This window comes from Bernardetia sp. Wsw4-3y2 (genome assembly GCF_037126295.1).
Taxonomy (GTDB): Bacteria; Bacteroidota; Bacteroidia; order Cytophagales; family Bernardetiaceae; genus Bernardetia.
In genome coordinates, this window is record NZ_CP147017.1 from 1693427 (window position 1) to 1707551 (window position 14125).

The following is a 14125-nucleotide window of genomic DNA, read 5'->3' on the forward strand; positions in this document are numbered from 1 at the left end:
TCTTCCTCATTTTTAAGATAAATGAGGAAGAAAAAAATAATTTACATCGTCTCACTATCAGCAAAACTCAAAATCCATTCTTTTGCCTCTTCTTTACTGTCAAAGTATTTTGTGATAAACTTTTGGGCTGATGGCTCTTCCATAAGTTGTTCTATAGAAAGTTGAGCCATAAACTCCTTACTTACTACAAAAGCCATTTCCTTTAAACCCATTTCTATAATAGGGGCTGAAATAGTTTCACTTGTCCATTCTTGTAAAGTTGGCGAAGTAGTAAATAAAAAGTCTTGTGTATTAATCATTGCTCGTTTAGGTTTGAATTCTAAGGCTAGATTTAAGTAGTTTAAAAACTCTTCCTTATACTCTCGTTCTGTGAAATTTTCTGTTGTAGGATACCAAGTTGCTTCTATGAAGCCTTTATCTTCGAAAAAGTCTAAACGCAAAAAAATGCTCTCATAAATAGTCATAAAAAATAATATTAGTAGTAAAAAAGATTTATACAAACTAATATACATTTTTTACTCAAAAAATGAAATTATTTCTACACAAAATACAGTAAGAATCTGATTTTCTTTAGCTTTATTTATTCTTTCTAATAATGAAAATAGAAACAGCAATAATTAGTATATATCCAATTATGAGTAAAGTTAATATGTAGATTTTGTTACGCTGCATAACTACATAATCAGCTATTCCTGCTTTCAAAAAAATCCATTCGTCTGCTATGGACGAAGCTATATTCCAGTTTCCAGTTTCTAATATTATTATTCCAGATTTAGATTTAAGGTCTATTCTTGCAGCAGTATTGATAGCATCATTTCCACTACCATCGTGTCCAATAATATTTGATTTTATATCATCTTGACTATACAAATGAGGACCTAATCCATACACTTTTGTATTATTAATAAATGATTCGGGTTTGCTCATCGATTGAATAGTTTCTTGGGAAAGAATATTATTTTCTGACACATTGGCTATCAAAAATTTTGATAAATCTTCTGTAGTTGTGTACAATCCTGCTGCTGCAAGAGCAGTAAATTTATTCATTTGTCTTGTTGTTCCATCCACTTTATAAACTTGAGCAAGTTGAGTGTTTGAGCTTTCAGGATACTCAAAAGTAGAATTTTCCATTTTCAAAGGCTCAAAAACTGTTTGTGTGATATATTCTTGAAAAGATTTTCCACTAACTTCTTCAATAACTAATTGCAATATCGTATAACCTGCTCCCGAATACATATACTTACTATTCGGTTCATATCCTACTATTGCAACTCCGTCAGAACTGCCTGCATCAGCAGCTTTTGTCAATGATTCTTCGATTGTCTGAATAGTTTCATTAGGAGCAAAACCATCATAACCCAAATCATCTATCAATCCTGAGGAGTGCGAAAGTAGATTTCTAACGGTTACTTTTTTATTATCAAATTCACTTTTAGGAAGATGCCACCTTGTGAGATAATCGTCTATTGGTTTGTCTAAATCTAACTTTCCATCTTCTACCAATTTCATAACTCCGAAGGAAGTAACCCATTTACTAATAGATGCCACAGGAAAAACTGTATTTTCGTTTACAGGCTTATCTTTATCAACAGAATAAAAAAAATCTTGAGATATTTTTCCATTTTCTATCAAAACCATGGCAAAACTTCCTACAAATTCATTGTCTGTTTTTTCTTGAGTGGCACTAATAAAAGATTCAGCATTATCTTCAGAAATAGACCTTAATAAAAATCCATTCATAAATCCATAGCCAATAAAAGCTGTCCAAACTAGAAAAGCAGTAAATATAAAAGCCATATTTTTGATTTTTTTCATTTCTTTTTTGAGTTAGTTGTGATTATGTATTTGACAAACACCATTTGCTCTTTATGGAAGAAATACTAACAATTATAAAACAATGGCACTAATGTCTAAATGCAGATACAAACAAAAAGTAACAAAAAACTTCTTTCTATCTAAAAATCAGCCTTTACTTTGAAACTAAATCTCTTTTTAGTCTTTGGATGACTAAATTCTAAATATTCAGCATGTAAATGCAAACGATTTGCTCTTTTTCCATACAAATCATCGCCTACTATGGCAGCATTCAAACCATTTGGATGCGCTGCATGAACTCTCAACTGATGTGTTCTTCCTGTAAGAGGATAAAAATAAACACGAGTTTTTCCATCTTTAATTTCTAACACTTCATATTTTGTTTGTGCAGATTTCCCATGTTGGTAACAAACTAATTGATGTGGGCGATTATTCAAATCTACACGCAAAGGCAAATCTATAAAAGCTGTTTTTTCTTGTAAAATACCATCTAATATAGCCAAATAGCGTTTATTTACAGTTCTTTTTATAAACTGACTTTGCAGATTATGATAAGTTTCTTTGTCTTTTGCAACAAGTAACAAACCAGATGTACTTTGGTCTAAACGATGAACCAACATGGCATCAGGATATAATTTTTGCATTCTTGTCTGAACAGAATCTTTTATATTTCGCCCTGGAACAGACAGAAACTCGGCAGGTTTGTTGACTAACAAAAGATAATCATCTTCATAGACAATTTCTAAGTCTTTTCCTTCTGCTGGATTTTTCAGCATTGGATTTTCTTCTACTTCTAATCCTTCCAACATAAAACCCAAAATAGGCTCACATTTATTACGACAAGAAGGATAGAACTCTTTATGTTTTCGGATTTCAGATTTTGGAGACTGTCCCCACCAAAACTCTCCTAGTGCTATTGGTTTAAGGTTGTTTTTATAGGCATAATGTAAAAGTTTGGGAGCTGCACACTCCCCAGCACCAGCAGGGGGAGCAATTTGTAATTCTTTACTAAAAATAGTTTGAAGACTTTTATACTCTCCTTTTGCATTCAGAAACCTATAATTATCAAACAAACGCTGTTGTAACTGATTACTTCTTTGTTTTCGCTCACTCTTAAGTGCTGCTATTTTATCTGTAAAGACTTTGAGTTGAATTTCAGATTTCTCTAAACATTCTTCCCAGTCTTTTTTGAGTTTTTTGAAAAAATATTGTTGTTTCAGACTTTCATCTTTTAACTCTTCCTTTAAGTTTTCAAAATCGGTTTGAGAAAGTGTAGTTACAGCCAAATTCCTTTTAATTTTTCTTTCTCTTTTCTTTTTTGCTAGTTCTTTTTTAGCTTCTTCTATTTCAGTTTTGGCTATTTTATTTTCTGTCTCAACGTATAATTTTAGTTTTTTAAAATCTTGGTTATTTTCTAATTCTTCTATTTCTTTATTTAGAGTATTCAACACTTCCTCTTCAGGTTTATAAAAACCATTTTTTGTTAGCATATCAAAAACAGGAGGAACAAAATAAGCATGTTGATTACTATCAGCCAATTTGCCTGAGTAAGCAGCCAAAAAACCAATTTCATTGTTGCTGTTTTCTACCACCAAAACGCCAAACATTTTTCCAATTACTAAACCTGTATCGTTTTGATTTAAGCCAAAATTATGTTTCCAGTCTATCTGACTGATTAAATATTCTTGTACTTGCTCAGCAGCTAATTTTACAATTTCATGAGCTTGATAATAAAAAGGGAAATTGAAAATAGTTGGTAATTCGATACCTAAAATTTCTTTTTTGAAAGGAATAAAACGATTTTTATTTGTCATTATAGGAAGTGAAATTTGTTTTTTTATGTAAAGGTAAGAAAATGATTCTTTGTATTTATTTTGATTTATTAAAACAAAAAACCAACAACAATTTATTGTTATTGGCTTCTGTAGCTAAGTAATAAAAATTAAATTCACTTTTTACTTGTCTTTACTAATTAATACCTAATCAATATTGAACTTGTTCCAAAACCATTTGAGTTACTTCCAAATAAAGTTACTCTATAATATCCTATAGTAGTATGAGTATATTGTATGTTTTCTTCTTTAGATTCGAATACAAGTTGAGGACTAATTTCATCAGGAGAATTTACACCAATATATTCAATAGTCCATTCATAAGTAGCTGGATCTGCATTTTTGCTGGTATTTGTATATACTACAGATAACCCTGAGCTTGTAGAGGTTTCGTCGGCTTCGAAGTCTATCTGTGGTGCAGGTACAAATTCAACCTCTTCATCTTTATCTTTTCCACAAGAAACTAAGCCAATGACTAGAAGAAGGAAGAATATTTTTTTGAAAATGTATTGATTTTTCATATTTTAATTGTTTTTTTGTTTAAAGTTACAAATATAACAATTTTGAGTAAAAATATTGCATACTTTATTTATCAGAGCAATATTGATTCATGAAATTAACAATTCGTTTGATTTAGATTGTGTCTAAAATATAAACTTGTTATTCAGGTACTACAAAAAATAATAGAATCTTAATTTCTTTTTTCTTGAATAAAACTTTGATATTCAGTAGCAAGTTGTGTTTTTTGTTTTTCAGAAAGAACTTTACCAGCTAATTGAAAAATAGTATGTTCTTCGTCATCTAAGTGATGATATACTTTGTCTCGTAACTCTTTAGCATAGGTAAGCCAAGCAGAAGAACTCATTTCAGTCTTGTCTAATTTCTCCATAAGTTCGTCCATTTCGTGATGTTCAGCTACTCCATGGCGTGCGTGGTCTTGTGTCATGTCGTCATCAAACAAAGGAACATAAAAATGACGCTCTTCGCCATCTGCGTGTATTTTAAGTTCATGTTTGAGTTGGTCATATAATGAATGTCTTTCAGAAGTATCACCTGAAGTTTGAATAAGTTTGTCAGCTAAATCTTTCTGAGTATCATGGTCTTTTCGAAGAGCCTCAAAGATAGTTTTCATAATTAAATTTTTAAATTAATAACTTGATTGATTGTGATAACTATAAACTAGGAAAAGTTGTTTGAAGGTATCATTATGACTAACGCAAGATATTTAACACAGAAAAAATATAATCTCAAAAAATAGACAATTCTGATTTTGTAGTAAAATCTTCCAAAAATCGCATTCCTTTATACGAGTTTCCTTTTTTATTTAGTTTTGGACTCCAAACGGCAATTGTATATTGATTGGGATGGACAGCTATAATTCCTCCACCAACGCCACTTTTTCCAGGTAGACCAACTTTAAAAGCAAACTCTCCAGACTCATCATAAAACCCACAGGTTTGCATAAGTGCATTTATCCTTTTTGCTTGACTTTTAGTAAGTATTGAAAGATTATCAACTGTTCTGCGACCATTGTTTGCAAAAAATAAGAATGCTTCTGAAAGTTCTTGACAGTTCATTTCAAGAGAGCAAAGATCAAAATAGAAATCAAGAACTTCTGTAGGGTCATTTTCAATATTTCCAAAGGATTTAATAAAATTACACAAGGCTACATTTCGGAAACCAATCTCTTTTTCTGATGCAGCCACTTCATGTGAGTAGTTTAATTCTGAATTATTAGAAAGACTTCTAACAAAAGCTAGAAAGTCATCTTTTGGATTTTCTAAATGACTAATCAAAATATCTGAAATAACGATTGCACCAGCATTTATAAATGGATTTCTAGGTATTCCGTTATCTACTTCAAGTTGAACAAGAGAGTTGAATGGAGTTCCAGAAGGTTCAACACCAAGCCGTTTCCATATTTTTTCGCCTAGCATTCTATATGCTAAAGCTAGAGATAGCACTTTTGAGATACTTTGAATAGAAAATTTATCAGTATAGTTTCCAATACCAAAATTGCCTTGTTCAAGTGTTGATATATGTATTCCAAAATTTTCTGAATCTACATAAGCTAATTCAGGAATATAAGAAGCTAATTCTCCTTTATCTTCTACAACTTTGATTTTTTGGTATATTTCTTCAATTATTGCTTTAAAATTCACTTTTGATTAGTTTAATTATTCTGTTCAAGACATAAAATTACCACTCTTTGAGGCTTTAAAAGATACTTATCAACACTCAATATGCTATAAGTTATTGATTAATTTAATGCTTCTTAAAAATTAAATTGGATTGATGTTTTAATAAAAAATGGAGTTCCAGGAGTAAAAGTGATTTCTTCTACAGGTTCAGTTTCATTTTGTAATTGTGATTCTGTAGCAAATTGAGTTTCGTTCCAGTCAGTATCAAATAGATTTTGAATCTGAAAACCAAAATTAAACCTTCTCCATTTATATCCTGCATTCAAATCGAAAATAGTATATCCTTTTGCTACTATTGAGTTATCTTCATTAGCAGGACGATTATCTAAATAACGCATATTTAGACTTCCATAAATGCCTGATCTATGAATAATATTGAATCCACTAACCAATGTAAAATCAGGAGCTAAAGGAATATAATCCATTTCTTTAGCTTCGTCAATAGAACGAGCGTATGTATAATTAGCATCAAAACTCCAAAATAACCAAGATAATGGCTGATAACGATAACTTAAATCTACCCCTTGACGTTTAGTTTTTCCACTTGGTTCTACAATTCCAGCATCACCTACATAAACAAATCCTTGCTCTAAATACAGATACCAATAGGCTATGTTAAATAACATTTTTGGCGTTGGTTTCCATATAAACCCAGCATCGAAACCATAAGCAGCAGGAAGTATTTTTTTTCCCTCTTCTGCCACAACTACACGTGTATCATTAGAATGAAAACCTTTTCCAGTCTTTAGATAAAGTTGGAGCTTTTGTGAGTGATTGTAAAAAATATTAAATTTTGGACTAACAATAGCTTTAGTTTCTTCTTGTGTTTTATAAGTTGGAAGTAAAACATCATTATATTGAAAGTCAAAATAATCTACTCGTAACGAAGGATTAAAAGTCCATTTATTGATATAAATATCGGTTGCTATATATGCTCCTAAATTAGTTTCATTAATGTCTCCTAATTTAATTTGTTCAAGAGTTTTTGTACGATTTAGAGTATGAGATAATTCGGTATCATTAGTTTGATCATTGCGAAGACTGATTCCTAATTTCCAGTTTCCATTCAGACCACTTGTAGAAAAAGACTCATTGTATTCAGTATTTACACCATAAATAATACGATTTTCTTTTTGTTTAATTTGATCTCCATTTATAGGGTCTTCTAGAAAAAATGTAAAATTAGAAAAAAGTTCAAAATCATACTGACTCAAATAAACAGAACTTTTTAAAGAAGAATTTTTAGTAATCAATTTATCATAATCAATTTTTAGATTACTTCTTGAAGTATTTCCTCCTTCGGTATCATCTATCGCACCAAAACGACTTATCAACCCACTATCTACTGCACGTTGAGGTATCTGACCCGAGGCATCCCATTTACTGGTAAAGTGAGAAGCAGTGATACTAATTTTATCAGTATCAGAAATTACACCTGTATATTTTCCAAAAATATTAATTCTATTAAAATTTTGAGGACTTTCAAAAGCTCCATCAGATGATTGAAATTCGGTTGCAATATATGCGTTGTTTTTGTTAGTATTGATTAGATTAAACATTCCTAATAACCTATATGTATCAAACTGTCCAACTTCTAGTTTTATAGAATTATAATCTAATTTTTGTTTCGTATTAAAATCTACATAGCCTACAGTAGTGAAGTTTCCTTTGTCTTCGTAATAAACTCCCTTGCCAAAATCAATTTTTTCAATTGTTTCAGGAATTACAAAATGTAAATCAGCATAGCCTTGTCCGTGTGCATGGGATACCATATTGACTGGAAGCCCGTCGACTGAAATACTAATATCTGTGCCATGATCTATATCAAATCCACGTAAGAATATCTGTTCAGCTTTACCACCACCTGCATGTTGTCCAATGAAAAGCCCAGGTATTTTTCTCAAAATATCCTGTGAAGAGTTTACAGGATTTGTTTGTATATCAATATCAGTTATGAGTTGAAGAGCATTTAGTTGTGGTTTAATAATTATTTCATCTAAATTTATTGATGTTGCTTTCAAAATAATATATAAAGGTATTTTTAAATCGCTTATTACAAACAATTGACTTTGATAGCCAATATGCGAAAACTGTAAAGTATCTCCGACAGATATATTTTCAAAGACAAAATTACCTTTTGCATCTGAGTGTGTATGATTATCAGTTGCTTTGCTTAAAATATTGACTTCTTGAAGAGGTCTTTCATATTCATCAACTACTGTTCCTGTAATTGTTTGTGCTATTGATAATGAAGTATTTAAAGCTATTAAAATAAGGGTAAAGAATGTTAATTTCATTTAGTGGATTCTGATTGATGGATATTTCAGTTTGTGTATTTTATTTATAAGTAAAAACAGTCTTTAATTATTAATAAAGCTATTTTTTTAGAATTGCAATGTTACGACTAGAAGTTCAATTTAAAAAACTCTCTTTGTTTTCTTAACATAAAGAGTGACTAAAATTTACTGCTATTTGTAACAAATTGAGAATATTCCAATTTTTAAGAGGTAGGTTGGTTTTAGATGGGAACTTCTTATTCGATTTTAGAGTTTTGTTGATTATATAAGATTTTATGTATTAAAACTCCTTAAATTCAAATGAGAAACTACAAATTAGAAAAATTGCAAAACGGAGAAACATTCGTTACAAGTGAAAAAGGAAATTCGATGATACCTTTAATTAAATCAGGTCAGAAACATAAACTTGCACCTGTCAAATGGGAAGATTGCAATGAAAAAGATATTGTTTATTGTAAAGTGAAAGGTAATTTTTATACTCACTTGGTAAAAGCTAAGAGTAATGATAAAGGGTTACTTATCGGAAATAACAAAGGTGGAACTAACGGGTGGACAAGGCAAGTCTATGGGCGTGTGATTGAGATTCTTTAGCCTTGCATATAACGATTTTTGGATTGATAATTAGTAAAAAATTTATACAAGAGAAAAAAATCAAGTTGATTTGAGAATGATATAAACATCAAAAAAACTTTTCTTTGCATTAAGCTAAGAACTTGGGAAAATTAAAGATGTGATGTTTTGATATATTTATAGAATGAAGCTTTTTTATATAAACATTGACCCACACATTCCCAAACCAATAAGTAAATATATTGCAGCAAGTATAAAAAGCACTTTGCTTGCTTTTGGATTGTTTTTATATAAAAAAACACCTATTACACTTAATAACAGAGGTGGTCCAAACATTACTCCTATTATAAGAGCTATCAATCCATTTAGATTCCCAATTTCTAGTATCATAGTTTAAAATTTAATTTCGTTACGTAATTCTTCTAATCGGACTAACTTTTCATCTCTATAAAACAAATTCATTGTCTCAAATGGAATAACTTTATTATTCTTATCAACAATATGTACACAAGATTTTTTTATCGCTCTAACATCAAAATTATAGGCATCAATAAATTGCATAATGATGATTCTAAATAAGTTATCATAGCCTAAATTAGGAGCATCAATATTTGGCAAACAGCACATAATAGATTTTAAGTTTTCTTCTGCCACTTCAACAGAATTTCCTGTGCTAAATAATTCAATCATTTTTTCTTGAAGCACATTATCTTGCTCGTAGATTATAGTATTTTTACTATTATCTAACAAATCATTTGGATTGATATACCTTGTTAAAGGAAAAACCTCATTGTCTAGTTTTAAAGCATAACCCATAACCAAAGCATCAGGATTACATGGAACTGGCAACAAATCATCTGCATGAAAAATAGAAGTCTGCTCCAAAATTTTTCTTCTTACTTCAGTTAAAGTCATTCTATCCGTTTCTGGATTGAAATTTTCTAAACGTCCAACAATTTGTGTAGGTTGAAATGTGACTCCTCTAATGCACTTTTGTTGTAAGGCAAACTCAATTATTTTTCCGATTTCATTATCATTTAAACCTTTTTGTAAAGTAACGACGAGTGTTGTTGAAAGGTTAAGTTCATTCAGATTTTCAATAGCTTGTTTTCTAATTTCATTCAAATTAGCTCCTCTCATTTTTTTTAAAACACTATTCTCAAAAGAATCAAATTGCAAATAGATTTCAAAATCTGGTGAATAACTTTTTAATCGTTTCGCAAATTCTTTGTCTTTGGCTATTTTGATTCCATTTGTATTTAACATCAAATGTCTTATAGGTAAAGATTTTGCATAATCTAGTATTTCAAAAAATTGTGGATGAATAGTTGGTTCTCCTCCACTAATCTGAACAACATCAGGTTCTTTTTCATTTAAAACAATAGTATCCAACATCATTTTTACTTCCTCTAATGTTCGATGTCTTCCATAAGTGGGTGAAGAACCAGCATAACAGGTAGGACAAGTCAAATTGCATCTGTCTGTAACTTCAATAACTGTCAAACAAGAATGCTGCTCGTGGTCTGGACACAAACCACAATCATACGGACATCCATAGTGCGTTTTTGTATTAAATTTATAAGGTGTTTCTGAAGGTTTATTATAGTTTCTTATATTTTTGTAATAGGCAATATCATCAGCAATCAATACTTTAGATTTTCCGTGTTCTGGACATCGTTTGAGCATATAAACGTTATCATTTTCAAAAACAATTTTGGCATCAATTCTCTTTAAGCATTCTGGACAAAGGCTCAATGTATAATCGTAATAGGTGTAATTTCTAACTGGCATTTTTGAAGAGATTAAAAATTGTTTTGTAATAATAAGTTAAGCAAATTAGACATAAAATCTGAATGGAACTCAAACCAAAAATAAAAAAGACATTCGGTTTTAAAAATTCAATAAAAAAACGAAAGCCAAAATAGCAAATCATGAAATATTGAAATAATAAGCCATTTTTTAAATTTGTGTGTTTTAGTTTTGATAAAAACAGAAAAAGAAGCACCAAAAACACTAATTCATAAAGTGCAATTGGATGCCTTTTTAAATTATCTCCAAGATTCATTCCCAGAAAAAAAGTGGTTACTTTTCCATAAGTAAACTCATTAATCCCAGATAAAAAGCAACCAATTCTTCCAATAAAAATTCCAAGAATAATTGGAAATACAAATAAATCACCTGAGGATTGTTTTTCTCCAATGATTTTTTTAGCAATCTCAACTCCTAAAAGTCCCCCAAACAAACCACCCATAATAGTTTTGGAGTTTAGATAAGCAATTATAGCTGAAACATCATAAGTAAAAACTGGGTTTTCTAGCAAGGCTATAATTCTTGAACCTAAAAAAGCTCCAATTGCAGCTCCCAATATTATTGAAAGTCGTTTTGAACTTGGAATATAATCTATAGACCGTTTTCTTAGCCAAACATAATATCTATAAGATAAAAAAAAGGCTAAATACTCAAGAATTAGATGAATATTGAGTTTATAGTCCAAAATGACTGGTTCAAATGGTATTGTCAATGGTTTTCGTTTTATGAAGTTGTATATGCTATGTAGTCAATAGTAAGTAACAAAAATGCACTTATTTTTTTGGTCTTATATTTAGCTAAAAATACAATTTTATTTATAAAACATGTCAAATTATAAATTTGAAGGACTATTATACTGTTTTTATCATCTTGCTAATAACCTATAAAAATTAAAAGCATCACACTTATATTGTAGGAAATATGAAGTGTGATGCTTAAATAAATTTATAGGTGATGATACTAGGAATAGTTTATTTTAGGATTTTAGTGATTAATGTTGTTCTAACCATTTTAAAATCGCTTGATTAGTTTCTTCTGGAAGTTCTTGCTGAATCCAATGCCCACAATCTAGACTAACAACATCTACATTAGGTACGAATTCTGCTAATCTTTCAAACTTAGGAATCATATCACGATTGCCATATATCATAAGTGTGGGCTGGTGTATGATTGGGTTTACATCTGCTAATAAATGCCAATTTCGATCAAGGTTTCTATACCAATTTATAGCTCCTGTAAACCCTGAAGATTCGAAAGCAGAGACAAAAACAGCTAATTCACTTTCATCCATTATGGGCTGTCCAAGTGGCTTTTCTGCTCTTGCTAGATTAATCATCAACATTCCTGGTTCAGGTGGTACAGGAGGTATATTTTTGCGAAATAAATTACGAAGAAACTGACCTGTGTTTTTATCTAAAATAGCATCTGCTACTCCTTGCTGTCGATTAAAGTGAACAAAATAGAAATCTTCGCCAAATACTTCTTCCATGAACTCAATCCAAGGTTTTTCTCCACGCTCTTGATAAGGCAAAGCCAAGTTTATAACTTTATTTACTCGCTTTGGATGTAGTAATGTCAGATTCCAAACTATATTTGCCCCCCAATCATGACCAATAAATGTAGCATCTTTATATCCATAGTGATCTAGAAGTGCTACCAGATCTGCTGTTAAGTGTTCAATGTCATAATCAGTTACTTCAGTTGGACGAGATGATTTACCATATCCACGCTGATTTGGAACAATAACATGATAACCAGCTTTGACAAGAATAGGAATTTGATGACGCCAAGAAAATGCGTGCTCTGGAAAACCGTGACAGAGTACAATTGGTTTGCCTTTATTTTGTTTACCTGCTTCAAATACTTCGAGTTCTATACCATTGACTGAAATCATAGTAGGTTCTGGAAATTCGAACAAATTGATGTTTGTGCTCATTACGTTTGTCATTTTTTTTTGTTTTTAAATTAGTATGATACAAAGGTAAATCGCATTGATGACAGCCTTATGGCAAGGGTCAATAAGAATTAATGATATTTATCAAAATACTCTTGTAATGTTAAATTGTGAGGCTCAAAATTTTCTGATAGTATTTCCATTTTTTGAATTCTATCCAATCGAAAAAATCGAAATTCTTTACGCAGACGACACAAAGCAACCAAATACCAATTTTCGGAACTTAATAATGCAAATGGCTCTATTAATCTTTTCGTTATAATTCCCTCTTTATTAATGTATTGTATTTTGACAAGGCTGTAATTGGTAAGTGCATTTTGTAAATCTGACAAATTAGTGCTATTTCTTTCTTGATTTATAACTTCATCATATTGAGTTCTATTAGCAAGTAAATTTGCTTTGTCTTTGGTAGTGTACCTTAAAATTGATTTTATTTTATCAATTGCCTCTGAATAATCTTTTACAAATGAGGCATCTTTGTTTTTCAACACTAACTGTTCTGCAAGTATTAAGGCATTTGCTTGTTTTTCTGTGAACATTACTGGTGGAACTTTATATCCCTCCATCAATGTATAGCCTTTCCCTTCTTCTGTTAGTACTGGAACACCTGATTGTTCCAATGCTTTGATATCTCTGTAGATGGTTCTTTTACTAATATCAAATTTACTCGCTAATTCTGAGGCAGTTACAATTCGTTTAGTCTGTAATTGAATTAAGATTGCTGTTAATCTTGACAATCTATTGGTTTTGTTATAATTCATCTTTTAATAAAAAATCAGTTTTTCTAAATGGTCTATAACCTTCAATAATGCAAACAAGGTAATTAAATTAAAAAAAATTATAGTCATTTGACCTTAAATAATTTAACAGCAGCTTATGCTCATTTCATTATTCATCTTTTTAATAGTGTACTTCCACTTATTCAGAAAGAATTGCATATTATTTTAGGTAATTCAATTCTTAATTATAAATTGTCTTGGTAAAAAAGAAACGTTATCACAGTTAAATTAGTAATATTCATTTTTCCATAGCTCAGGGTTTGCAAACCCTGAGCTATGGAAAAATAAGACAGGTTTATTTTTCTATAACTTGCTAATTATTAGACCTGTAAACAACCGTGATAACGTTTAATAAATAAGGTAGCGACTTACGCTCATATGCCAATAACTATTGTAAAAGTAAAATTTTATAATATCAAGACATTAAACTACATCTCTTATCAGCACATAAAAAATCTATAAAATGAAACAGCAATCAATGAACTTAAATATAAGGTACGATTTACCAAATGAAATTTGGGAAACTGTTATTCCTGTAATTTACGAATCTATGGAAGGTTGGTTAGGATTTGAAAATGATGGTATTGCTTATTGGTTTAGTGTTGATAAAACAAAAAAGCATATTTGGACATCTGTCGAACCTAGTGGATTATTATTTGTAGGAATGATGAAGGATGACGAGTGGAAACAATGGAAATTAAAAATAAAGAAAATAGCAACGCAAAAGCTAGGTTTTAAAGTCGGAGAAATTGAATTAGGAGAGGTAGATTCATAAAAAAGATTCGTGTAATGTGTTATATTTCCTTCATTTTAGCATAAAAATAGATTAAGACCTCAACTTTCTCTTAAAGTTTGTCTAATGATTTGA

Annotated in this window: 14 protein-coding genes; 3 read left to right on the forward strand and 11 right to left on the reverse strand. The window is 30.3% G+C overall.

Annotated elements, in window-relative coordinates; genetic code table 11:
* Positions 1 to 41: 41 nt before the first annotated feature.
* The 7 genes from V9L05_RS06680 to V9L05_RS06710 all read right to left on the reverse strand — a co-directional run bounded on the left by V9L05_RS06680 (position 42) and on the right by V9L05_RS06710 (position 8145).
* On the reverse strand, positions 42 to 464 hold the full coding sequence (locus V9L05_RS06680; RefSeq protein WP_338793973.1) for a hypothetical protein: 423 nt from the start codon (positions 462 to 464) through the stop codon (positions 42 to 44).
* 112 nt (positions 465 to 576) lie between these two features.
* Positions 577 to 1815 (reverse strand): serine hydrolase domain-containing protein, encoded by a 1239-nt coding sequence (locus V9L05_RS06685; RefSeq protein WP_338814873.1) that lies wholly within the window; start codon positions 1813 to 1815, stop codon positions 577 to 579.
* Positions 1816 to 1955: 140 nt separating this feature from the next.
* Positions 1956 to 3629 (reverse strand): RluA family pseudouridine synthase, encoded by a 1674-nt coding sequence (locus tag V9L05_RS06690; protein ID WP_338814874.1) that lies wholly within the window; start codon positions 3627 to 3629, stop codon positions 1956 to 1958.
* 158 nt (positions 3630 to 3787) lie between these two features.
* A complete protein-coding gene (locus V9L05_RS06695) occupies positions 3788 to 4168 on the reverse strand; it encodes a hypothetical protein (RefSeq protein WP_338814875.1) in 381 nt (126 codons plus the stop codon).
* Positions 4169 to 4338: 170 nt separating this feature from the next.
* Positions 4339 to 4779 (reverse strand): hemerythrin domain-containing protein, encoded by a 441-nt coding sequence (locus V9L05_RS06700; protein WP_338814876.1) that lies wholly within the window; start codon positions 4777 to 4779, stop codon positions 4339 to 4341.
* A 115-nt stretch (positions 4780 to 4894) separates the two neighbouring features.
* Complete coding sequence (locus V9L05_RS06705; protein ID WP_338814877.1) at positions 4895 to 5809, reverse strand: glutaminase; 915 nt, start codon at positions 5807 to 5809, stop codon at positions 4895 to 4897.
* A gap of 113 nt (positions 5810 to 5922) precedes the next feature.
* On the reverse strand, positions 5923 to 8145 hold the full coding sequence (locus V9L05_RS06710; RefSeq protein ID WP_338814878.1) for a TonB-dependent receptor: 2223 nt from the start codon (positions 8143 to 8145) through the stop codon (positions 5923 to 5925).
* A 300-nt stretch (positions 8146 to 8445) separates the two neighbouring features.
* Between V9L05_RS06710 and V9L05_RS06715 the strand changes: the two genes are divergently transcribed.
* Complete coding sequence (locus tag V9L05_RS06715; protein ID WP_338814879.1) at positions 8446 to 8736, forward strand: hypothetical protein; 291 nt, start codon at positions 8446 to 8448, stop codon at positions 8734 to 8736.
* 163 nt (positions 8737 to 8899) lie between these two features.
* Entirely contained in the window at positions 8900 to 9112 is a 213-nt protein-coding gene (locus V9L05_RS06720; protein WP_338814880.1) for a hypothetical protein, read from the forward strand.
* Here the strand turns inward: V9L05_RS06720 and V9L05_RS06725 are convergent.
* The 4 genes from V9L05_RS06725 to V9L05_RS06740 form a co-directional block, all read right to left on the reverse strand.
* The gene (locus V9L05_RS06725; RefSeq protein ID WP_338814881.1) at positions 9109 to 10506 is read right to left on the reverse strand and encodes a radical SAM protein; all 1398 of its coding nucleotides are present in this window, start codon (positions 10504 to 10506) and stop codon (positions 9109 to 9111) included. The two genes, V9L05_RS06720 and V9L05_RS06725, sit on opposite strands and share 4 nt — an antisense overlap.
* Complete coding sequence (locus tag V9L05_RS06730; RefSeq protein WP_338814882.1) at positions 10496 to 11236, reverse strand: prolipoprotein diacylglyceryl transferase family protein; 741 nt, start codon at positions 11234 to 11236, stop codon at positions 10496 to 10498. The genes V9L05_RS06725 and V9L05_RS06730 overlap by 11 nt, the downstream gene beginning before the upstream one ends.
* Before the next feature lie 279 nt (positions 11237 to 11515).
* Entirely contained in the window at positions 11516 to 12472 is a 957-nt protein-coding gene (locus tag V9L05_RS06735) for an alpha/beta hydrolase (protein ID WP_338814883.1), read from the reverse strand.
* A gap of 77 nt (positions 12473 to 12549) precedes the next feature.
* Entirely contained in the window at positions 12550 to 13239 is a 690-nt protein-coding gene (locus V9L05_RS06740; RefSeq protein WP_338814884.1) for a YafY family protein, read from the reverse strand.
* 481 nt (positions 13240 to 13720) lie between these two features.
* Between V9L05_RS06740 and V9L05_RS06745 the strand changes: the two genes are divergently transcribed.
* Positions 13721 to 14032 carry a hypothetical protein gene (locus tag V9L05_RS06745; protein WP_338814885.1) on the forward strand — a complete coding sequence of 104 codons (312 nt, stop codon included), beginning with the start codon at positions 13721 to 13723 and terminating at the stop codon, positions 14030 to 14032.
* Positions 14033 to 14125 lie beyond the last annotated feature (93 nt).